The sequence below is a fragment of the Paenibacillus terrae genome (genome assembly GCF_000943545.1).
In the GTDB taxonomy this organism is placed as follows: Bacteria; Bacillota; Bacilli; order Paenibacillales; family Paenibacillaceae; genus Paenibacillus; species Paenibacillus terrae_A.
Genome location: NZ_JTHP01000006.1, coordinates 57,740 through 80,995, shown reverse-complemented (window position 1 = coordinate 80,995; position 23,256 = coordinate 57,740). Strand labels below are relative to the sequence as shown.

At 46.2% G+C, this 23,256-nt stretch carries 20 protein-coding genes; 18 read left to right on the top strand and 2 right to left on the bottom strand.

The window, feature by feature from the left end:
* Nucleotides 1-23 precede the first annotated feature (23 nt).
* Entirely contained in the window at nucleotides 24-692 is a 669-nt protein-coding gene (locus tag QD47_RS05255; protein ID WP_044645169.1) for a TetR/AcrR family transcriptional regulator, read from the bottom strand.
* A 174-nt stretch (nucleotides 693-866) separates the two neighbouring features.
* Here QD47_RS05255 and QD47_RS05250 point away from each other — a divergent pair, with 174 nt between their 5' ends.
* The 5 genes from QD47_RS05250 to holA all read left to right on the top strand — a co-directional run bounded on the left by QD47_RS05250 (nucleotide 867) and on the right by holA (nucleotide 6,478).
* Entirely contained in the window at nucleotides 867-1,838 is a 972-nt protein-coding gene (locus QD47_RS05250; protein WP_044645121.1) for an aldo/keto reductase, read from the top strand.
* 154 nt (nucleotides 1,839-1,992) lie between these two features.
* Entirely contained in the window at nucleotides 1,993-2,982 is a 990-nt protein-coding gene (locus QD47_RS05245) for an iron-hydroxamate ABC transporter substrate-binding protein (protein WP_044645120.1), read from the top strand.
* 232 nt (nucleotides 2,983-3,214) lie between these two features.
* Nucleotides 3,215-3,763, top strand: coding sequence for an RNA polymerase sigma factor (locus QD47_RS05240; protein WP_014282534.1), 549 nt, complete (start codon nucleotides 3,215-3,217; stop codon nucleotides 3,761-3,763).
* The gene (locus tag QD47_RS05235) at nucleotides 3,760-5,232 is read left to right on the top strand and encodes an anti-sigma factor (RefSeq protein ID WP_044645119.1); all 1,473 of its coding nucleotides are present in this window, start codon (nucleotides 3,760-3,762) and stop codon (nucleotides 5,230-5,232) included. Before QD47_RS05240 ends, QD47_RS05235 begins: the two co-directional genes overlap by 4 nt.
* A 214-nt stretch (nucleotides 5,233-5,446) precedes the next feature.
* Nucleotides 5,447-6,478 carry a DNA polymerase III subunit delta gene (holA, locus tag QD47_RS05230; protein ID WP_044645118.1) on the top strand — a complete coding sequence of 344 codons (1,032 nt, stop codon included), beginning with the start codon at nucleotides 5,447-5,449 and terminating at the stop codon, nucleotides 6,476-6,478.
* Nucleotides 6,479-6,612: 134 nt separating this feature from the next.
* Here the strand turns inward: holA and rpsT are convergent, their stop codons facing one another.
* Nucleotides 6,613-6,885: a 30S ribosomal protein S20 gene (rpsT, locus tag QD47_RS05225; protein ID WP_044645117.1), complete on the bottom strand. Its 273-nt coding sequence runs from the start codon at nucleotides 6,883-6,885 to the stop codon at nucleotides 6,613-6,615.
* A 198-nt stretch (nucleotides 6,886-7,083) separates the two neighbouring features.
* Between rpsT and gpr the strand changes: the two genes are divergently transcribed.
* The 13 genes from gpr (at nucleotide 7,084) to dcuR (ending at nucleotide 23,177) form a co-directional block, all read left to right on the top strand.
* On the top strand, nucleotides 7,084-8,085 hold the full coding sequence (gene gpr, locus QD47_RS05220; protein WP_044645116.1) for a GPR endopeptidase: 1,002 nt from the start codon (nucleotides 7,084-7,086) through the stop codon (nucleotides 8,083-8,085).
* Between the two features lie 226 nt (nucleotides 8,086-8,311).
* Complete coding sequence (locus tag QD47_RS05215) at nucleotides 8,312-9,583, top strand: stage II sporulation protein P (RefSeq protein WP_044645115.1); 1,272 nt, start codon at nucleotides 8,312-8,314, stop codon at nucleotides 9,581-9,583.
* Between the two features lie 27 nt (nucleotides 9,584-9,610).
* Nucleotides 9,611-10,120 carry a hypothetical protein gene (locus tag QD47_RS05210; RefSeq protein ID WP_044645114.1) on the top strand — a complete coding sequence of 170 codons (510 nt, stop codon included), beginning with the start codon at nucleotides 9,611-9,613 and terminating at the stop codon, nucleotides 10,118-10,120.
* Nucleotides 10,121-10,191: 71 nt separating this feature from the next.
* On the top strand, nucleotides 10,192-12,006 hold the full coding sequence (gene lepA, locus QD47_RS05205) for a translation elongation factor 4 (protein WP_044645113.1): 1,815 nt from the start codon (nucleotides 10,192-10,194) through the stop codon (nucleotides 12,004-12,006).
* A gap of 319 nt (nucleotides 12,007-12,325) precedes the next feature.
* Nucleotides 12,326-13,513 carry a radical SAM family heme chaperone HemW gene (gene hemW / locus QD47_RS05200; RefSeq protein WP_025681999.1) on the top strand — a complete coding sequence of 396 codons (1,188 nt, stop codon included), beginning with the start codon at nucleotides 12,326-12,328 and terminating at the stop codon, nucleotides 13,511-13,513.
* 156 nt (nucleotides 13,514-13,669) lie between these two features.
* The gene (locus tag QD47_RS05195) at nucleotides 13,670-14,146 is read left to right on the top strand and encodes an N-acetyltransferase (RefSeq protein WP_014282525.1); all 477 of its coding nucleotides are present in this window, start codon (nucleotides 13,670-13,672) and stop codon (nucleotides 14,144-14,146) included.
* A 141-nt stretch (nucleotides 14,147-14,287) separates the two neighbouring features.
* Nucleotides 14,288-15,166 (top strand): hypothetical protein, encoded by an 879-nt coding sequence (locus tag QD47_RS05190; RefSeq protein ID WP_044645112.1) that lies wholly within the window; start codon nucleotides 14,288-14,290, stop codon nucleotides 15,164-15,166.
* A gap of 357 nt (nucleotides 15,167-15,523) precedes the next feature.
* Complete coding sequence (hrcA, locus tag QD47_RS05185; protein WP_044645111.1) at nucleotides 15,524-16,555, top strand: heat-inducible transcriptional repressor HrcA; 1,032 nt, start codon at nucleotides 15,524-15,526, stop codon at nucleotides 16,553-16,555.
* Nucleotides 16,556-16,736: 181 nt separating this feature from the next.
* Complete coding sequence (gene grpE / locus QD47_RS05180; RefSeq protein ID WP_044645110.1) at nucleotides 16,737-17,309, top strand: nucleotide exchange factor GrpE; 573 nt, start codon at nucleotides 16,737-16,739, stop codon at nucleotides 17,307-17,309.
* 85 nt (nucleotides 17,310-17,394) lie between these two features.
* On the top strand, nucleotides 17,395-19,239 hold the full coding sequence (gene dnaK, locus QD47_RS05175; RefSeq protein WP_044645109.1) for a molecular chaperone DnaK: 1,845 nt from the start codon (nucleotides 17,395-17,397) through the stop codon (nucleotides 19,237-19,239).
* Nucleotides 19,240-19,490: 251 nt separating this feature from the next.
* Nucleotides 19,491-20,621, top strand: a complete 1,131-nt coding sequence (gene dnaJ, locus QD47_RS05170; RefSeq protein ID WP_014282519.1) for a molecular chaperone DnaJ — start codon at nucleotides 19,491-19,493, stop codon at nucleotides 20,619-20,621.
* 200 nt (nucleotides 20,622-20,821) lie between these two features.
* Complete coding sequence (dcuS, locus tag QD47_RS05165; RefSeq protein ID WP_152643765.1) at nucleotides 20,822-22,477, top strand: DcuS/MalK family sensor histidine kinase; 1,656 nt, start codon at nucleotides 20,822-20,824, stop codon at nucleotides 22,475-22,477.
* The gene (gene dcuR / locus QD47_RS05160; protein ID WP_044645108.1) at nucleotides 22,470-23,177 is read left to right on the top strand and encodes a two-component system response regulator DcuR; all 708 of its coding nucleotides are present in this window, start codon (nucleotides 22,470-22,472) and stop codon (nucleotides 23,175-23,177) included. The genes dcuS and dcuR overlap by 8 nt, the downstream gene beginning before the upstream one ends.
* Nucleotides 23,178-23,256 lie beyond the last annotated feature (79 nt).

Here is a 23,256-nt window from a genome sequence, read left to right as displayed (position 1 = left end):
GACTCATTCCTAAACGAAGTTAGTTAGAGATCCCGGGAGATTTTTTGAGCCAAATACTCAATTTTAGGTATCATCGGTGCATCATCTACAGCTTGAATCTTTTCAGGCTTAAATAATTGAATCTTTTTTAACTGGTAGTAATCGTACAAGACCTGATGAATCGTCAAATTATTTAGCATTAAGTATTTAACATCAGTCATGGACCGCAATAGCTCATCCTGCAATATTAATAGTTTGCCATTGACTTGGTTGAACACCCCTTTTTGCATGCCCTCGTCATAAAATTCTAACAATTGCTGTTCTCGCAACTGCATGGCTCCCCTTAAACGGTCATACTTCTCTGGATGTATGTGCTCAAGTTCCTTTAAGAAAATATCTGTAATGTACACGGCAAGTAAAATCGATTGTTCAAATAGCTGATGAAAGCGGGTTCCGTACAATTGATCTGTATCTAATGAATCCACAACCAGTTCATTGATAAACTCAATAAAGTTGTTCACAACAAACTCAATAACTTCCTCTTTCGTGGAAAAGTATTTATATAGGGTTGCTCTACTGATATCCATGATTTTAGCGATTTCTTCCATACGTAATGTTTGAAATCCGTTTTTTTTTACATAGGGAGCCAGCTTCACGCTCAGTTTACTACATGTGTCGTATTTTTTATCTGTTATTTTGCTACCGTCGTTCACATTATGAACCTCCAATCCTGCTTTATTATAACTGATATCCATAATGGAATATACATTATACACTCCAAAAACAACATAGACAAAAAACATATATTTTGTTTGAGTTGTGTTTTGTGATGTGCTATGATGAATCTCGAAGTTAAAAAATGAAGATTTGGAAGAGAGGTCAACTACATGAAAACACGTAACCTGGGCAATAGTGATTTGGTCGTCTCATCTCTTGGTTTGGGTTTAATGGGCATGTCTCCTGGAATATACGGTGAAACTAATGATGACGAATCGATTCGGACGATTCATCGCGCTTTGGATTTAGGTGTCACCTTGCTGGATACTGCGGATGTATATGGTAATGGACATAATGAGGAGCTGCTGGGACGAGCTTTAAAAGGCCGCCGGGAACAAGCTGTTATTGCTACAAAGTTTGCTTTTGGCCCTAATTTTGAAGGTATTAATGGTCATCCGGATTATGTAAAAAAGGCAGCGGACGAAAGTCTTCGTCGGTTAGGTGTGGACTATATTGATCTTTATTACCAGCACCGGGTAGATCCGAATGTCCCTATTGAGGAAACCGTAGGGGCTATGGCTGAGCTTGTAAAGGCCGGGAAAGTTCGTTATCTCGGCTTGTCGGAGGCATCTGCTGCTACAGTTCGTCGCGCACATGCGGTACATCCCATCTCTGCTTTACAAACCGAATATTCTCTGTGGAGTCGGGAGATTGAGGATGAAATTCTTCCTGCGATAAAAGAATTGGGAATTACGCTTGTGGCTTACAGCCCTTTGAGCAGAGGCTTTATTTCCGGCGAGTTGCGTAAATTTGAGGATCTTGAAGCTAGTGATGTTCGCAGATACCTGCCACGATTCCAAGGCGATAATTTCCAGAAAAATGTTGATCTTGTCGATAAGATTAAAGAAGTTGCCCAAGAGAAGAATTGCACTCCTTCCCAATTAGCATTAGCATGGACCATAGCGAATGGTGCATTGCCAATTCCGGGAACCAAACGTGTAAAATATTTGGAGGAAAATGCAGCATCCGTGGATGTTGAACTGACCACAGAAGATTTAGCTCTCATCGAAGCCGTGAGTCCAAAAAATGAGGTGTATGGCGGCCGATATGCTGATGCCCAATTGGACACTTTGGATCAGTAAGCGCAAGAGCGACCCAGGAAAAATACTAAAGATATGCTCACTCTAAGGAGTGGGCTTTTTGCTTTTAATCCAACCTGCATGGACATAACTTGTGAGCTTTGATAAAATCTAAGAATCATTGAAAATGAGAATCATTATTAATGGGAGGGATATTGTGAACTATTTAAAATTCCGAATTTCGGCTTGCTTGTTGATTATTTCATTAATGCTGGTACTGAGCGCATGCGCTACGAATGGAGGAGGAATGGCAACGGGTAATGGGACAACGGCTGATTCCAAAACTGCATCTACTGGAGATACAACTGCCACACGTACATATGAAAGCGATAAAGGTACAGTTACTATTCCTGAACATCCACAGCGTGTCGTTGTAGCGGTCGGCGACTATGTAGGCGATGTTCTTGCACTTGGGATTACACCTGTAGGGGCTCCAGACACTGTATTCGATGCTCCATACTATAAAAAATACTTGCATGGTGTTGAAAATATCGGTGATAGCTCCGCACTGTCCCTTGAAAAGGTGACCACCCTGAATCCGGATCTGATCATTACCTATGATGAGAAAGCTTATGAAAATCTGAAAAAAATAGCGCCTACTGTATTCATTCCATATGGTACATATAATTATAAGGACCGTCTGATAGAACTGGGCAAAGTGTTAAACAAGGAGCAGGAAGCGAAGAAATGCCTGGCTGATTTTGCGGCCAAGATTGCTGAGAAGAAACAGGCTTTGTCTGATGTTATTGAATCAGGTAAAAAAATTGCTATTTTTGAGATAACGGGCAAAGAATTATATCTCTATGGCAAGTCCTACGGACGGGGAGGAGCCATACTTTACGATGAGCTGGGACTTCATGCCCCGGCGAAGGTAGAAAAGGCGGCGTTCAAACAGGGCTGGGCCAGCATTTCGATGGAGGCTTTACCGGAGATGCTAGGCGATGCCGATTACCTGATGCTGGGGATTAGGGGAGATGGAGTAGATCAGGGGAAAGATATTGAATCTAAAAGTGTGTGGAAAAACCTCCCTGCTGTTAAAGCAGGGAAAGTATATCAGTATTCGATTGACGACTTTTATTTTCAGGACTCGATTGCCCTGAATTACCAGTTAGAACTCATATCGGATTTCCTGATTTCCAAGAAGTAACAATATGCAAGTTCAATTCGACAGATTCCAGCAGATTTATGTGAGTAAGGGCTAAGGGAAGGTGACTACCTTCCCTTTTTCTGTTATTCTAAGGGAGGCTATAATGGGGAATATGGGCTTTTTGGTAACATTTTTTACACTATAAAAAAATAAAATTATCGTCAGACGTCTATCCTGCAACAATTTGCAAAGGGGAAACGTCTGTAATATTGCAGGGAGAGGGGGATCCTTTGTGGTAGAGCAGGGACTCATTCGAGCCGCTCAATCGGGCGATCGCGACGCTCTCATTACCCTATTAAGAGAGATAGAACAGCATGTGTACCGTACGGCATATTACATTTTAAACAATGAACAGGACGCCATGGATGCTTCACAAGAAGCCCTCATACGGATTTATTCCAAAATTAACTCTTATGAGGAAAAGGCGCAGTTCAAAACCTGGGTTCAACGCATTGTAACGAACATATGTATCGACAAATTCAGGAGGACGAAGCCCTCGGTATCCATTGACGAGCACGACATGATATTCAACGATCCCCAAAATGTGGAGGCCGAGGTCCTGACCTCTTACTTGGCACAGGATGTTCGTGAGGCTATACAGCAGCTTCCAGAGCACCACCGGACGGTGATCGTATTGAGATATCTGCAGGATTTTTCTTATAACGAGATTGCCGACTCTCTGGATTTGCCGCTAAATACGGTCAAGTCATACTTGTATCGTGCAAGACAGCAATTGCAAGGGCTACTTCAGGAATATCAGAAAGGTGGTGTATCAGGATGAAGTGTGGGGAAGAGGTGATGGATTGGATGCAGCGTTATGTGGATCATGAGCTGGGCGAAGAAGAGACGTCCCAATTAATGAACCATGTTGCGACTTGCCCAGACTGTGCGGAAAAATTTCATATTCTTCAGACGCTTTCCCGCGAGCTGGAGGAATTGCCTGCGGTTTCCCCGGCGTTCAGCCTGGTGGATTCCATCATGCCTCAGCTTGATGCCATTGACCGCGCACGTGAGGAGCAGGGAAGCGCGCTTCAGGAGATGCAGCCTGTAGCTGCCGATCCTGGACCGGGGCCGAGACAGCGTACTCAGCCTATACCTTGGTGGAATCGGATGAGCGGGCGAGCTGCGATGGGCGTGGCTGCCGCTGCTGTTGTACTGGGCATCGTGGTATTCAATTTTGAACCGAAAACGGTGCAGGATGCGGATGGCTTGCTTGATTCCCAGTCGCCTGGAGTGATGAGTCAGCAGGAACAGACAGAAATTCCAGGTACGGTGAATGGAAGCGGAGGCCGCGATGCAGCTATTGGATCGGATTCGACCAAGCAGCCGTCAGAGCAGGATCAGGGAACGGACGCATCTCAGCCATCCACAGGGGAGCAATCTGATCCGAGCAAACTGGATGTGAACAGTGCGGATAATGAAAAGAACCCTTCCAAACAGGATGCTGCACAACGTGACGATCAGCGAGCTGGTGAAAAAGGCTCAATGAAGCATACGCCAGCAGGGCATCCTTCCCGTCAGGATCGCCAGCAGGGACAGCCAAACACGGATCGTCAGGCGACAAAAGAAAACTCTGCCGGGCAAAGTTCTGCTGCGGGTACTCCTAAGTCCGATGATAAACAGTCAAAGCAGGGAAAATCCGAACAACAAACGATTGCCCCTGAACAGCAGGGAGAACCAAAATTAGAAAAAGCACCTATAGCGGGTACGGGTACTGCTCAAGACAGTAATGACAACAGCACGGCTACTAATGATTCGTCATTGTCTGTCAGTCAGGATATGATGTTACAGAATCGGATTGCTTCAAATGAAACGTCGAAAGACACGACCTCCAAAGGGGTTACCAAGGATTCGGGAACTACGACGGGAGATATGAGCAGCAATACAGCTTCAAATGATCAGCAACCCTCCGTGTCGCAAAACCCGGTACGCAATGAAGGTTTCTCATCTAATTCAATAATCTCTCCGGACAGCAATAATGCTTCCGGCTTTAGCGCCCAGTCGACGTCTACAGATCAGCTTAATTCACCTGATGGCAGCTATGCGGTGGTTATTGAGGGCAAAAAACTGAAAGTGTATAAGCTTTCCGACAATGGTGTAGACCGGACAACGCTGGAAGTGCGTACTTTGAAGGGTGCCTGGGTCAAAGGAAGCTGGTCAGAAGACAGCCAAACCTTCATGTATGAGACTGAGCAGGATGGTACAGCAAGTAAATATACGTACACCATTCCGCGTACCTTTGGAAAATAGTTGCTATGAAGATGGCACATTTTTAAAAGCAGAGAATAGATTGTATGAACCGACGTCGTATCCCGACGGCCGAAAGTTTCTAGAGCTTTCTGCTGCCGTGTTGATATAGATGGTGGTGAAGGGATCTTGCCTATAGGCAGGGTCCTTTCGTTTGTATAATGACTTGCCTTCCGACCAGATGTCGGGTACGATCAATGGATGGGGGGTACGGAGAATGGATGCAAAAACAGCCGCTAAGGCTATTCGCAAAGGCGATATTTCGCCAGTGTATTTGCTTTACGGCAGCGAAAAATATCAAATGAAGCAGTTTGTCGATATGCTTAAGGAAAAAGTAGTGGAAGAGGAGCATCGTGACTTTGCCATTATTCCCTACGATCTGACCGAGACGCCGATTGAGGTAGTCGTGGAGGAAGCCGAGACTGCGCCTTTTTTGGTGCCAAAAAAGCTGATTATTGTACGGGACACCAGTGTATTTGCGGCAGGCAAGGACGGCGGTAAGATTGAGCACCACATTGAAGCGCTGCTGACTTATATGGATAACCCGGCTGACTATAGCATTATCATTTTTACGGTTCAGGCTGAAAAGCTTGATGAACGGAAAAAGATTGTTAAAAGGCTGAAAAGTGACGCCTCGGTTATTGCCTTCACTCCGTTGGGTGGAGATGATCTGGTGGCATGGATTCATAAGCGTGCAGCGGAAAGAGAAGTCCAATTGGCGGCGGGAGCTGCTGAAAGTCTCATTCAATATACGGGGACCGGGCTGCAATCACTGGCTGCCGAGATAGACAAGCTGTGCCTGTATGCGGGAGCGCAGGGTACCATCTCCACAGCCGATATTGAATCACTTGTGCCTCGCAGCACGGAACAAAATGTGTTTGCGATGGTCGAGGATTTGGCTAATTTGCGGCTGGATAAGGCGCTTAGTATTTTTTATGAGCTGCTTAAGCAAAAAGAGGAGCCGATCAAGATTGCAGCTTTGATCACACGACAGTTTCGTATTATGTTGCAGGTCAAGGAGCTGATGGGTCAAAGCTATTCCCAGCAGCAAATTGCGAGTCAGCTTAGTTTGCATCCATATGGGGTGAAAGTTGCCGGCGAGCAGGCCCGGAGATTCCGTCCTGAGCAGTTGCGACAGCTTCTCTACGACTTGGGCGAGCTGGATTATTGTATGAAAACCGGGGTTGTTGACAAGGTGCTGGGGCTGGAGATGTTTTTGCTGAAAATGGGCGCGGGGGCTTCGGTCTAATCCGGCCCGTTTGCCGAGCGGTTTAATGAAAGGTTAACTAGTGTAACGCAGAATCCAATCGTGGTGAACTAAAAAATCCTGATCAGCCAAGGCTGGTCAGGATTTTTTCATTAACGTATAAAAGTAGCTCTTGCTTACGCTTGAGCTGTAAGAGCGTTAAGTTTTTTCGCCAAGCGGGATTTCTTGCGAGCAGCTGCATTTTTGTGGATCAGACCTTTAGTTACAGCCTTGTCCAGCTTTTGGGAAGCTACTTTGAAAGCAGCAGTAGCATTTTCAGCTTCGTTATTCACCAACGCTGTATCGGCAGCTTTTACTGCTGTACGAAGCGCGGATTTTTGAGAAGCGTTCAACGCACGGCGTTTGTCGTTTGTTTTAACGCGTTTGATAGCGGATTTGATGTTTGGCATTACATTCACCTCCTGTAAAGGCATTACTTATGAACACAAACGTTTCACAACTTAAAATATTTTAGCACGCCACACCTCAAATTGCAATAAGAAAACATTCCGGGCTTGGGTAGATTATAGGATGAAAATGGATGTGCATAAACCTGCCGGGTGTCTCGCACACTATAACCTGAGATGGTATAAAAGGAGGCGTAAATGATGGATTTGGATTTGCAGAAGTATGCGGTACGTACGGATTTGGCGCTGGAGGCAAGAGAGTTGGCGGAGCGGGAGCAGCCAATGCCGCTGGCGGGCATCAATGAGGACGTGGAGGAAGATAACGGTATTAAAATCACGCGTCTGGATGTACTTAATGAAGAGGGTGCTAACCGTATTGGACGGGTACAGGGGCATTACGTCACGCTGGAAGTGCCCGGCTTACGTGAAGGTGACACGGGGCTCCAGCAACGGGTAGCCATTGCATTCGCGAAGGAGATGGAGCAATTTATACAAAAAATAGGGATCTCCAGTAAGGCACGCGTACTTGTGGTAGGTCTGGGCAACTGGAATGTCACTCCCGATTCACTAGGTCCGCTTGTCGTTGAAAATTTGATGGTGACCCGTCAATTTTTTGAACTGACACCTGATCAAATCAATCCGGGTTATCGGGATGTGAGCGCGATTGCACCGGGGGTTCTTGGCATTACGGGGATCGAGTCGAGCGAAATTGTTCAGGGTATCGTTGATCGCACGAAGCCAGAACTGATTATTGCTATTGACGCTCTGGCGTCACGCTCATTGGAGCGCGTCAATACGACCATCCAGGTGGCAGATATCGGGATTCATCCGGGCTCAGGTATTGGTAACAAGCGGCGTGGCATCACCAAGGATATTATGGGTGTCCCGTGTATTGCCATCGGCGTTCCAACCGTATGCTACGCTTCCACCATCGTGAATAACGTAATTGAGCTGATGAAAACACATTTTGCCAAGGAAAAGGCTTCTACGAAAGCGATATTGGGGATGCTGGATGATATTTCAGAGCCTGAGAGACTGGGATTGGTGAGAGAGGTACTTCAGCCGCTGGGACATGATCTGATTGTGACCCCCAAGGAGATTGATGAATTTATAGAAGATATTGCGAATATTATTGCAACCGGATTGAACGCCGCCCTGCATGAAGCCGTCGATCCCGGCAATGTCGCCGCTTATACACATTAATGAGGGCTAGCAAAAGCATATTTCATACACAAAATTCTCTATCTAGCAGGCATCCTATCTCTTGTAATAAGGGGTGGGATTTACCTGGGGGTGGAGATTTTTTTGTGTTCTAGCAATTGTTCTCCGTTCATAGAGTTGAAGTATAAGAGATTTCCGCTGCTGACTGGAACCTATAGGTTCTGAATATGAGGCGGGCTTCGACGGGACGAAGGAGGACAAGACCCACATGAAAAAAATTCAAACCTGGAACGTCGGAAGATGGAGAAGAAAGGGCCTTGAAATTTTGGCTATGGGACATACGCTTGTGCTGCTTATTATGGGCTCGGCGCTTTTATTTGTTGTATTGGGACTGGGAGGACTGGCGGAAAATCGTTTGCAAACGTCTCCGGTGTCTTCGATGAAAGGATTTGCAGGCTCGGTTTCCAGCGGTTTTTTTGCGGATATGCTCGGCATGGAAGTACCTCGTTTGGCACAGAAGAAGCAACAATCTTCGTTGTCGGGTGAACAATGGTCGCCTTTTGTTTTCCAAATGCTCACAGGTATTAATCCACAGGACCCCAAAAGTCTCATAGCTCGCGAAATTCCTGGGATGTCTGCGGGTACGCCTGTCTTGCTGCGCAAGGGCTCAGGGAACAACAAGGTGGAGGCGCCTACGGATTACCAGCCTGATCAGGGAACGACGGATGCTCCTGGCGGCCCCGATGCTTCTACCAATCCATCGAACAATGGCTCTACAACGCCAGATCTTCCGACAACGCCAGAAACGGACCCTGCGCAAGAGGATGATCCGAGTGATACAGCAGTCAAAGGTGCCAAACGTATATTAATCTACCATTCTCATCCGAGAGAGGCATACAACCCTTTGCTCAGTAAAACCAGCTCCAATCCTAATTCTGGCTCTAAATCAGCCAATGTGTCGAGAGTAGGGGATTTTGTAAAAAAGAGATTGGAGAAGCAAGGGATATCTACTTTGCATGTGAACAAGGACTATGCCAAAATCGTTCAAAATTACAATTGGAATTATTCCTATAAATATTCGCGTGAAGCGGTCAAGGAAGCTTTGGCTGGAAATAAAAGCTTAACCTATCTGCTTGATATCCACAGAGATTCTCAACGTCACGGCAAAACGACAGCAACAATAAACGGACTTTCTTATGCCAAGGTGTATTTTATTATCGGCCATGACAACAAAAACTGGCGCAAGAATGAAGCTTTCGCCGCTCGTATTCATGAGAAGCTGGAAAAGTCGTATCACGGCGTTTCCCGTGGGATATGGGGAAAGGATGGCGGTAAAGGCAACAACGGTGAGTACAATCAGAGCTTGTCCTCCCATAGCATTTTGATCGAAATTGGCGGGATTGATAATACCGAGGAAGAATTGAAACGTACCTCTGACGTTCTGGCGGATATGATCGGTGAGGTGTACTGGGAGGATCAGAAAGCACAGAAAGCGGGTACTAACGTATCCGATGCGAAAAAGAGCAACGATGGCAATTAATTGAGGCGGAGTAAAGGAGGAAATGCAATGTCCGGACATTTTCGTAAAAAAGCGCTTGGATTTGTACTTCTGATGGGGGCGGGAGTTCTGCTCGGCATGCAGCTGGCAGGCTCTGGCTTGCGCTCTGTGTATGGGCCGGAGTGGGCTGGGGACACGGTTCAAAGCGGGGTTCAGCAGAAAGTCGGATATGAGCAAACGGTTATTGAAGACACACCGGCAGCGGATGTTCGTACTTATACCCGCACGTATAACGGAAATGGCAACGTCGTAATGGAGTCGGGAACGGGAACTGTTGCGAGCGAAGCTAATGCAAAAGAACGAAGTAAGGCCCAAACTACAGGCGAGACCCGCCAATGGTATTCAACTGCACAGGATGCCAATTCACAGAACCTGGAGACACCGCGTGAACTGTTGGCGGTCAAGGCAGAGCAAACCTCGGTGGATACCATGGCAGACAAAACGGCCGGACTGCTGCAAAACCTGTCAAGACAGGGTATTCGCTGGGTTGTGTCTGTTTTTGACGGAGTAACGGAATAGAAATATTGCTGACCCCCTATACAACTGCTATAATAAGCTGATTGACACTAGGCATTGTGTGGGGGTAAGGCATGACTGACATTTTGGCAAGACAACGTAAAATTCGGAACTTTAGTATCATTGCACATATAGACCACGGTAAATCCACGCTGGCTGACCGGATTTTGGAATACACCGGTGCACTGACATCCCGTGAAATGCAGGAGCAAGTGCTTGATCAGATGGATCTGGAACGGGAGCGCGGGATTACAATCAAGCTCCAGGCAGTGCGACTCACTTATAAGGCCGATGACGGCGAAGAGTACATTTTGAATCTGATTGATACACCGGGGCACGTCGATTTTACGTATGAGGTTTCCCGAAGCTTGGCGGCCTGCGAAGGTGCCTTGCTGGTTGTAGACGCGGCACAGGGCATTGAAGCACAGACGTTGGCTAACGTATATTTGGCGTTGGACAACAATTTGGAGATTCTGCCGGTGCTTAACAAAATTGATTTGCCAAGTGCCGATCCTGAACGGGTGAAGCAGGAAATCGAGGATGTTATCGGCCTGGATACGAGCGAGACTGTACACGCATCGGCCAAAGCTGGAATCGGTATCAAGGAAATTTTGGAACAGGTGGTCAGAAGCGTACCTGCTCCGCAAGGGAATCCGAATAATCCGCTGAAGGCGCTTATTTTCGATTCGCATTATGATCCATATAAAGGCGTTATCGTCTATGTCCGCGTCGTGGATGGCAGCATCAAGGCTGGTTCTAAAATTAAAATGATGGCGACCGATAAAACGTTTGAGGTTATCGAGGTAGGAGCCTTCATGCCACGTATGAGCATCGTGGACGAGCTGAACATCGGAGATGTTGGTTTTATCGTTGCCGGTATCAAGCATGTGGGCGATACGCGTGTCGGGGATACGGTGACGGATGCCAAAAATCCAACAACAGAACCGATGCCGGGCTATCGGAAAATTAATCCGATGGTATATTGCGGGCTGTATCCGATCGAAACATCCGAGTATAACGATCTGCGTGAGGCGCTCGAAAAGCTGCAACTGAACGATGCTTCGCTCAGCTTTGAGCCGGAAACATCAAGCGCGTTGGGCTTCGGATTCCGTTGTGGTTTCCTCGGTCTGCTTCATATGGACGTTATTCAGGAACGGATTGAACGCGAATTTAACATCCCGCTGATTACGACGGCGCCGAGCGTTATTTACCGCATTAAGCTGACGAATGGCGAAACGATCCAGATCGATAACCCGTCAAATTACCCAGAAATCGGACGAATTGATCATGTGGAGGAGCCATACGTAAGAGCAGGCATTATCGTGCCTAATGATTACGTAGGTACGGTTATGGAGCTTTGCCAGACCAAGCGCGGTGAGTATGTGACCATGGAGTATCTGGATACGACACGGGTAACTATTACGTACCAGATTCCACTGTCCGAAATCGTGTACGATTTCTTTGACCAGCTTAAATCCAGCACCAAGGGCTACGCCTCCTTCGATTACGAAATTTCAGGCTATCGCCAGTCTAATTTGGTGAAAATGGATATTATGTTAAACGGCGAACAGGTTGATGCGTTATCGTTCATCGTCCACAGAGATCGCGCTTACCATCGCGGACGTATTATTTGCGAGAAGCTGCGTGAGCTGATCCCACGCCAAATGTTCGAGGTGCCAATCCAGGCATCTGTCGGAACGAAGGTTGTAGCGCGTGAAACCGTTAAGGCTATGCGTAAAAACGTCTTGGCCAAATGCTACGGCGGCGATATTTCCCGTAAACGGAAGCTGCTTGAAAAGCAAAAAGAGGGCAAGAAGCGCATGAAGCAAGTAGGTAACGTAGAAGTACCACAGGAAGCATTTATGGCGGTACTGAAAATAGATGAGTAAAGCTGCTTGAAACAAGCAGCACCGTATTCAATTTAGTACATCACAATTGTGTGTACGAATTGAATACGAATAAGTACCAACAGCATGATCCCGTAGTAGCTTAGGTACACACTCTGTGATGCACCGCAAGATACTACGGTCCGCTTGTTCCCAAGCGGTATTCGTCCATTCTTTCATGTGGCCTTTGCCGTGCATGGAGAATGGACGTTCTTTATTTGAGCAAGCTATTCAAAGACGGAGTGAAAAAATGGCACGAAGTAACCTTCCACCTCAACCGCCCTTTTTTCACCTCACCTCAACACTGACAAGGAGGATCGGTATGACCGCATCCATACACAAACATGAATATTCATCCGCGCCTCAAGCGGTTTATCTGCATATACCTTTTTGCACGAACAAATGCTTTTACTGTGACTTTAACTCTTACGTGCTCAAGGATCAGCCTGTTATGGAATACCTGTATGCACTGGAACGGGAGATGGAGCATACAGTTCGTCTTCACCCGCCAGGTGAAATTAAAACTATTTTTGTCGGGGGTGGAACACCAACAACGCTGAATCCGAAGGAAATGGAATATTTCCTGAAAAGCGTCCGTACCTACTTCCCGAACTGGTCGGAAGATATTGAGTTTTCCATGGAAGCCAATCCGGGCACAACTGATTTTGAAAAACTCACCGTGATGAAAGAAGGCGGCGTGAACCGGCTCAGCTTCGGCGTGCAGGCTTTTCAAAACGAATTGCTTACGGGCATTGGTCGTATTCATAATACAGATGACGTTTATCGTAGTCTGGAAAATGCACGTAAGGTCGGATTGGACAATCTGTCGATTGACCTGATGTTTGGTTTACCGAATCAGACCGTAGAAATGCTGCATGAAAGCGTCAGCCGGGCACTGGAGCTGGGGCTTCCTCATTACTCCATTTATAGCTTAAAGGTTGAAGAGAACACGCTATTCCATACGCTGTACCAGAAAAATCAGCTTCCGCTTCCACATGAGGACGACGAACTGGAAATGTATTTGCTCCTGATGCGTCGCATGAAAGAGGCGGGCTATGAGCAGTACGAGATCAGCAATTTCGCGAAACCAGGTCTGGGGAGCAAACACAATATGACCTACTGGCGGAATGAGGACTATTATGGTCTCGGCGCAGGGGCGCACGGATATGTTGGCAGAGAGCGCCATATGAACATTAAGGGCATTAATCCTTATGTGGAGGCTACCCGTAACGGACTGCCGCGTTTGGATAGCTTTGAGGTGCCAGCGGCCGAAGCGATGGAGGATTTTCTCATGGTCGGTTTGAGAATGCTGGAAGGTGTCTCGAAGTCCCGCTTCGAGGCTCAATTCGGTCAGTCACTGGAGGATACATTTACGGCCCCTCTCGGAAAAATGCTGAATGCTGGATTGATCGAGCCGGTCGAGGACGGTTATCGTCTGAGCGAGCGTGGTATTTTGTTCGGAAATGATGTATTTGCGGAGTTCATCGGTTCCATTACAGTAAATTCATAAGTCGTAGCTTCAAAACGGTACGTTTGCACACCATAAGCGGGGACATTCATTTTATAACACAATTCTGTCACGGCAGGGTAAATGGAGTATTGCGATTCTATGCGTAATGTTGTATATTTATTCATTATATGCGGCAAGCGGCAGGAGGAGAGCAAGATGGCTTCAGTGTGTAAAGATGTATTGTGCAGAAGTGCGGTTCCTGAGGATGTGGAGCCTTTATACCAAATGATTAGCGGCTATGCGGAGCGGGGAATTATGCTCCCACGTTCAAGGGAAGTGCTTATGCGCCAACTGGAGCTGTTTATTGTGGCAGAAGTGGACGGCGAAGTCGTCGGCTGTGGTTCTTTATGCAAACTGGGTGATGATTTGGTAGAGATTCGCTCACTTGGTATTTCTGAGGGACATAAAGGCATGGGCATCGGCTCCAAGCTCGTAGAGGGCCTCATTATAGAAGCACGGCGGCAGCGTATCCCTAAGATTATGGCTTTGACCTACGAGGTCTCCTTTTTTATAAAAAACGGTTTTGATGTGGTAAACAAAGAGATTTTCCCTGAAAAGGTATGGACTGATTGCATTAACTGTAGTAAACAAAACAATTGTGATGAAATTGCGGTGTTGAAAATGCTGAACTGACCTGAGAATGATCAGGTCAGTTCGTTTTTGTGCCACGGATAGTTATTCAGCGATTGTTCTCAGTGATACAGGTGCAATCGTTGAAGTCAAAAAGGTAAGCTTTATTTTTGTAGCTAATTTTAAGTGAAGGGCCTAACATCAATGGAAAGAATGAAATTACAAAAAGACTGGCTTGATTATGTTAACAGACTACAAGAAAGAGAGCGGCAAAAAATTATTTCAAGTGGTATTACCAATTGGACTTTACTTTTGGCCGTTTTAGGTCTTGCTTATTGGATATATCCAGACATCATAGCAATGCAAAAAAATTGGCATACTGTTTTAATTGGTTATGTGGTATTCGGAAATATAGCAACCACATTTTTTGATTTTTTTAATAATTTTTATAGGCAAGTAAAAATAAAGAGATACAGTTCCCCGATTACATCAACTGATGTAAAAGGATTGAAAATTCTTTGGAGATACCAGCTTATTTTGGTTACGTCATTTTTATTATCTAATGGGTATTTTCTTTTTTTTCATTCAGTAAATTTTTTCTTCAGCTTATACTTTACAATATACTGTGTAAGATATCTTCTTGAAGCAGTGCAAGCTTCTATTTATATATTCTTAGAAAATAAGAAGAGAAAGTTTGATAGAAAAGCTATCAAAATGGAAATCGAACAAAACAGTTCTAAAATGGAGGCCTATAAATTTCTTAAGCAGTTGTTGATATTTCTAATGTGGCTTCTATTTAGTAATTCGTATAAAGTCATACTAACTTTTCTACTCACCATTTATATTTGTATAAATTACAATTTTAATAATATATTGTGGAAACAAATTTTTGATGGTTTAGCTTTGGTCATTATTGTAATACTGCTTCAATTTTTGTTCACTATTTTTATGAAACGAATGAAGATTGGTTGGTTGGAGAATCTCGAAAGAGAAATTGTTATAAATAATTTAACAGAAGACCAAATAGTTAGTAAATTGAAACTAGGCTATTTCAACGCAAGTAATATTGATAATTACTTTTAAATTGATATATTTTAGAGCTTTATAGGCTTATTTTGAAAAATGAACATCAAAATGGAGTAGGCGGAATGGTGCTGTACAAGCGAAGCGGTCGCTTTTGTCCCCGGATTTCTACCCTTATAAGGTTATTCAAGAAATCCGGGGGCGGTGGCGATGGGAAGCACTATCCGACTGCGTAGTGGCACGATAAGAAACTTTTGACCGTCCAGAAGCTTATATAATTGAAAATACGGATCTGACTTGACAATGATCAGGTCGGTTTGGTATTTTTGTATTATCGGTTAGCACTCATCGCGAACGAGTGCTAATGATTCCATTGAACAATCATGCTATTATGGATAAACAAAAGGGGGGATTCGCTTGTTAACCGAACGTCAGAGACTCATTTTGAATGCGATTATTGATGACTACATTCGTTCGGCTGAGCCAGTGGGTTCCCGCAGCATATCCAAAAGGCAGGATGTCGGATTTAGCCCCGCCACGATCCGTAATGAAATGTCGGATTTGGAGGAACAGGGCTATCTGGAGCAACCCCACACTTCTGCGGGACGCATCCCGTCTCATAAAGGCTACCGCTATTATGTGGATCATTTGGTACCACTGGATACGCTGAAGCCTATGGAAACGCGGGAACTAAAAGCCTTTTACGCCGAAAAGCTGAATGCAATGGAACAAGTAATCCAGCATGCATCTGGTATTTTGTCCCATATGACCAATTATACTTCCATCCTGCTTGGGCCGGAGGTTTTTCATACTTCATTGCGTCATTTTCAGCTATTGCCGCTCAACGAAACGACGGCTGTAGCGATTATCGTGACCAATACCGGTCAAGTGGAAAACAAGACAGTGGATATTCCGCCGGGAATTTCGATTTCCGAGATGGAGAAGGTTGTGAATTTGCTGAACAGCAAGCTGGTCGGCGTACCGATTTATCAGCTTAAATCACGTCTTTACACTGCGCTTGGTCAGGAGATGGAGAAGCATGTGTCTCATTTTGAGGACGCTATGAAGGTGCTGGATAAAGCACTGGATAATGAATCGGATCAGCGCTTGTATTTGAGCGGTGCGACGAACATGCTAAACCAGCCTGAATTTAAGGACGTTGAAAAGGTCAAACATATTCTCGATCTGCTGGAGGAAACACCGACGCTGCTCAAGCTGATGACGCCTGTTGCCGGAGCGCCCGAAATTCAAGTCCGCATCGGCACAGAAAATGACCATGAAGCATTTGCCAATTGCAGTCTGATTACCGCGACGTATGCGGTAGATGGCGAAGCGTTGGGCACAATAGGTATACTGGGTCCGACACGGATGGAGTATGCGAGAGTTATTAATATTTTGGGTATCCTGTCTAAGGATTTGACCGCAATGCTTACGCAGCGGTTTAAATAGAATAAGACTGCACATGCTGCGGTACTACATGTCCGCGCCGGGATACGGTATGTATCCTGCGCGGGTGCATTGCTGCGTGTTTTTGCAAAGTAACAGCAATTTGAAATGAAGTGCAGCAAACAAGTTTGAATGTACAAATATGAATGTAATGGTAGTTATGACTTGAAGGAGGTGAAACATTTTGAAGGAAGAACAAGCGTTCCAAGAAGAAAAACAACAAAATGTAAGCACAGAGGAAGCCACTGAGACGAACCAGCAGGAAGAGCCGGTGAACGAAGCGGCAGCACTGGAAGCCCAGGAGGGTGATACAGAGCTGGCTAAGCTTCGCGTGGAGGCAGAAGAGAATCAACAGCGGTTTTTACGTGCACAGGCAGATTTTGATAATTTTCGCCGTCGTACGCTAAAAGAGAAAGAGGACCTTGCCAAATATGCATCCATGAAACTGGTTACCGAATTGGTGCCTGTTCTGGATAACTTCGAGCGTGCGCTGGCAACAGCACCGCAAGGAGCGGAGGCTGAGTCATTCACCAAAGGTGTGGAGATGATCTTCCGTCAGTTTGAGAGCGTGCTTCAGGCTGAGGGAGTGACAGCCATGAATGCGGTGGGCCAACCGTTTAACCCTGATTTCCATCAGGCGATCATGCAGGTGGAAAGCGAAGAGCATGAGGAAGGCATCGTCGTTGAAGAGGTGCAAAAAGGATACATGCTGAAGGACAAGGTGCTTCGTCCGGCTATGGTAAAAGTGAGCATGTAGCTTTTTAATATACATTAGCAATAGATCGTTTGCTTTAACTATTTTGGCCTGAGGGCCTCGCATATACAGAAGGAGGAATTGTCTGATGAGTAAAGTAATCGGTATTGACTTAGGTACAACCAACTCTTGTGTGGCTGTTATGGAGGGCGGCGAAGCCGTTGTAATTCCAAATCCGGAAGGCGCGCGCACAACCCCTTCGGTTGTTGGTTTCAAAAAGGATGGAGAACGTACTGTAGGTGAAACAGCAAAACGCCAAGCAATCACGAACCCGGATCGTACAATTATGTCCATCAAGCGTCACATGGGTACAAATCATAAAGAAAGCATCGACGGCAAGGAATATTCTGCACAGGAAATTTCCGCTATGATTTTGCAAAAGCTGAAATCCGATGCTGAAGCTTACCTGGGCCAAACGGTAACTCAAGCCGTTATCACGGTTCCAGCTTACTTCAATGACAGCCAACGTCAAGCAACCAAGGATGCAGGTAAAATCGCGGGTCTGGAAGTGCTGCGTATCGTCAACGAGCCAACAGCAGCTGCACTGGCATACGGTATGGAAAAATCCGAAGACCAAACAATCCTTGTTTATGACCTGGGTGGCGGTACATTCGACGTATCCATTCTGGAACTGGGCGACGGTTTCTTCGAAGTTAAAGCGACAAGCGGCGACAACAAGCTGGGCGGCGATGACTTCGACCAAGTGATTATTGATTACCTCGTAACAGAGTTCAAAAAGGATCAAGGCATCGACCTGAGCAAAGATAAAGCAGCTGTACAACGTTTGAAAGATGCAGCGGAAAAAGCAAAAAAAGAGCTGTCCGGCGTACTGACAACGACGATTTCCCTGCCGTTCATTACGGTAGCTGACGGCGTTCCACAGCATTTGGAGTTGAACCTGACTCGTGCGAAATTTGAGGAATTGTCTGAAGGTCTGGTAGAACGTACTTTGGGACCTACTCGTCAAGCGATGAAAGATTCAGGCATGAGTGCCAGCGACATCGACAAAATTGTTCTGGTCGGCGGTTCCACACGTATTCCGGCTGTACAGGAAGCCATTAAGAAACTGACAGGCAAAGAGCCTCATAAAGGTGTAAACCCTGATGAAGTGGTAGCTTTGGGTGCCGCAGTTCAAGCAGGCGTACTGACAGGTGATGTGAAAGACGTCGTTCTCCTCGACGTAACTCCACTGTCCCTTGGTATTGAAACCGCAGGTGGCGTATTCACTAAAATGATCGAGCGTAACACGACGATCCCTACGAGCAAATCGCAGGTGTTCTCGACGTATGCCGACAACCAGCCTAGCGTGGAAATCCACGTATTGCAAGGTGAACGTGAAATGGCAGCAGGCAACAAAACGCTGGGCCGTTTCCAACTGGGAGATATTCCTCCAGCACCACGCGGTGTACCGCAAATCGAAGTTACTTTTGATCTGGATGCCAACGGTATCGTGAACGTATCCGCTACAGATAAAGGTACAGGCAAGAGCCAAAAAATTACGATCACATCCTCCAGCGGCTTGAGCGACGAGGAAGTAGAACGTATGATGAAAGACGCTGAGTTGCATGCGGAAGAAGATAAAAAACGCAAAGATCTGGTAGAAGCGAAAAACTCTGCGGACCAACTGATTTACTCTGTAGACAAAACGATTAAAGATCTGGGCGAAAAAGCGGATGCAGGCGAAGTCGAAAAAGCGAATGCAGCTAAAGAAAATCTGCAAAAAACGCTGGAAACTGACAACCTGGAAGACATCAAAAAGGCTACTGAAGAGCTGACTGAGATCGTTCAGCAGTTGTCCGTGAAGCTGTATGAGCAAGCTGCTCAAGAAGCACAGGCTCAACAAGCTCAAGACGGCGCAGCAGACAGCAAAGGCCGCGATAATGTGGTTGACGCGGACTATGAAGTTGTTGACGAAGACAAGAAGAAAGACTAAGCTACGGATCGGGTAGTGGTAGTAGCATTACGGTACACCGGTGCGTTATAATATACTGAGTGAAAAGAAGCAGCGTAGCTGCCTTGATAAATAACGATTAGCCGAAGGGTAACAGTTATTTTCAGAATAAATAAGCATATTACGGATTGTACTGCCTTGAAATGATGGGAAGGTCAAAGCCGGGTCATCCCGTGCCTTTGACTTTCCTTTTATATGTAGTGCAGACACGTTGTAGGCATGGGGGTGGAACATTGGCTGATAAGCGCGATTATTATGAGGTGCTGGGCGTCGCGAAGGGCGCTTCGGATGAAGATGTTAAAAAGGCTTACCGTAAGCTGGCGCGTCAGTATCATCCGGACGTGAACAAGGCTGCGGACGCGGAAACCAAATTTAAAGAAGTGAAAGAGGCTTATGACGTTCTCAGTGATGGTCAGAAGCGGGCAAGATATGATCAATACGGTCATGTAGACCCGAATCAGGGCATGGGAGGCGGCTTCGGTGGTGGAGCCGACTTTGGTGGCGGATTTGGCGATATTTTTGATATGTTTTTTGGCGGTGGCGGCAATGGTCGACGTGACCCGAATGCACCGCAGCGTGGTAATGATCTTCAATATACGATGACGATCGAATTCAAGGAAGCCGTATTCGGCAAGGAAACCGACATTAACATTGAGCGCACGGAAACGTGTGATACGTGTCATGGTACGGGAGCCAAAAAGGGTACTCAACCACAAACCTGTTCCGTCTGCCACGGTAGCGGACAAGAAGAAGTTGTGCAGAATACACCGTTTGGCCGGATGGTTAATCGTCGGGCCTGCTCCAACTGCGGCGGCTCCGGTAAAATCATCAAAGAAAAATGCACCACTTGTAGCGGTTCTGGTCGTGTGCGCAAGCAGCGTAAAATTCATATCCGCATTCCGGCGGGTGTCGATGACGGCGCGCAAATGCGTATCAATGGTGAAGGCGAAGGCGGTGTCAACGGAGGACCAGCAGGTGATCTGTATGTCGTTTTCCGTGTGAAGTCGCATGACTTCTTTGAGCGTGAGGGAGACGACATTTACTGTGAAATTCCGCTGACGTTTTCGCAGGCAGCGTTGGGAGATGAAGTCGAAATTCCGACGCTGACCGAGAAAGTGAAGCTGAAAGTTCCAGCTGGTACACAAACAGGAACATACTTCCGTCTTAAAGGCAAGGGTGTACCAAAACTTCGTGGCGTAGGTCAGGGTGACCAGCACATTAAGGTGGTTGTGGTAACGCCTAGCAAGCTGAGTGAGGAACAGAAGGAATTGCTGCGTCAGTTCTCTTCGCTTAGCGGTGAGCAGACACATGAGAATGAGCAATCCTTTTTTGACCGTGTGAAGCGCGCCTTCCGAGGCGACTAAGCCAGGGTAGACTCGCGGAGCATCAACCATGAATCGGAGGGAACTGTTCCGCTATTGCGGAGTAGTTCCCTTTTTTATTATACGAAAGAGTGGAAGGAAGCTGTATAAGATTATAACTATGCAAATTCACGTAAACACATACATAACCATTTTTGTATAAGCATATGGACTATTTAGCTTTAAGCATGATGCATGAAAGGGTGAGTTCTATCAAAAAGTCACAGCCTAAGCAGCGTCGGGGGAAACCGCTATTTAAGCTCAGAGGGCTGATTACGCTGCTGGTTTGTCTGGTTATGGCACTAGTGCTCCTGCCTGTAACTTTGTTATTTGCCGAGAGAGTTGAGCATGAAACCGAAATGGGACTGGAGGAAAAAGCGATGTCCATCGCACGTACACTTTCCCATACGCCGCTTATTATTGAGCATTTGCAGCAGTCTGATTCGTCTTCCTCCATGCAGAAGTATGTGCAGAAGGTTTCATCTGCTAATCATGTTCAGTTTATCGTAGTTATGGACATGAAGGGCATTCGCAAAACACACCCGGATCCCAGGATGATCGGCAAAGCCTTTGCTGGTGGAGATGAATACACTGCACTTCATGGTCATGAGAGTGTATCTGTTGCGAAGGGAACATTGGGCCTGTCCATGCGCGCTTTTTCTCCCGTATTCAGCTCGACGGGGAAGCAGCTGGGAGCGATTGTCGTCGGTATATCCATGCAAGATGTACTGAGGGCTCAGGGAGGCAATTACCGCCTTATTGCTATCGCCATTGGCGTCGGAATGTTAATTGGTGCCGGAGGGGCTGTTGTGCTGGCCCGTAAAATCAAAAATATGCTGTTTGGTCTGGAGCCACCGGAAATCGCACGCTTGCTGGAGGAACGCAACGCTATGCTGCAGTCCATTAAGGAAGGCGTCATTGCGGTGGATGAATCCGGACGTGTTATGTTAATGAATGCGGAAGCGATTCGTCTGCTCAGGCAAGCGGGAATTGAGGATATCTCGTCTTCAGGGCAGGAGATTACCGCTTATTTGTCCGCTTTTCGATTACAAGAGGTTTTGGCGGCAGGCACTCCAAGAATGGATGAGGACATGGAACTGGGGGGGATAACCTTGCTCACCACCAGTGTTCCGATACGGGTCAAAGGGGGAATTGTGGGAGCAATTGTAACTTTTCGGGATAAAACGGAGGTAAACCAGCTTGCCGAACGTTTGACAGGAGTCTCCCTGTATACGGAGGCGCTGCGTGCACAGGCTCACGAATTTATGAACAAGTTGCATGTCATTATGGGGATGGTACATTTACGAATGTACGATAAACTGGAGCATTACATCTTGGATGCCGTTGAGCACCATCAAGTGGAGATTGGCTCGATTACCCGGCAGATTAGGGACCCAGTGATGGCGGGCTTTGTTTTGGGAAAATTAAGCCGGGCCAGAGAGGTTGGTGTGAGCTTCGAATTGACTCCGGGCAGCTATTTGCCTGAAACCGGTCGAACTCAAACGATTCATGAACTGATAACCATACTGGGGAATCTGTTTGATAATGCCGTGGAAGCGATGGAATCTTTGGAGCACAAGCAGATTACCTTGACGCTTTATTATGAGGAAAATCAGAAGAACGGCTGTCTGACATGTGTAATAAGTGATAACGGACCTGGTGTACCGGAACCTCTCGTAGAGGCGATATTTGAAAAGGGATTTTCGACCAAGGGAGAGTCACGGGGAATGGGGCTTTATCTGGTAACGCAAAGTGTGAAAAGATTAAAAGGAACCATAAAGCTGATTCCGGCTGAGCAAGGGTGCTGTTTTCAGATTAAGATTCCATACACCATAATGGGGAATGATGAACATGATTAATGTCTTAATTGTAGAAGATGATCCGATGGTTGCCGAGTTTAACCGCAAATATACAGAGCAGGTAGAGGGCTTTTTATGTGGAGGCTGGGCTGCTTCCGTGGAAGATGCCAAGGAATTTCTGGAAAAACAAGCGATTGATCTGATTTTGCTGGATGTGTATATGCAGGAAAGCAATGGACTTGATTTGCTGGCTTTTATTCGTGAGACAGGAGTGAATGTGGATGTCATCGTGATTTCGGCTGCAAGCGATATGAACAGTATCAAAAAAGCGATGAATTTCGGCGCGGTGGATTATTTGATTAAGCCGTTTCACTTTAATCGTTTTCTGGAGGCGCTCACGGGTTATCGGGAGCATGTTAGTATCGTACGTGAGCGCAGCTTGCTTTCGCAGGAGGAGTTGGATCGGCTGCTTTATCATAAAAGCTCGACCAAAGAGCTGGCCCGGCTACCCAAAGGAGTAACCAAATCCACGCTGGCCATGATATGGAACTGTATTCGGCAGCATGAAGCGATGTTATTTTCCACCGAGGATATTGCGGAGAGTGCAGGGATATCCAGAGTATCTATGCGCAAGTATCTTGCTTTTTTGACGGAAATTGAGGCACTTGCCATGGAAACCATATACGGCACCATTGGACGACCTGTTTATCAGTATCGAATTTTACCGCAGGCGGAGGAAATTATGAGCGGTTATATTTAAGCCCTCTTTTTGATTACTTTAATTACTAAAGTGAATGATTAGTTTAAAAACCAAATAAAGCGTTTTCTAAAGTGTAGAA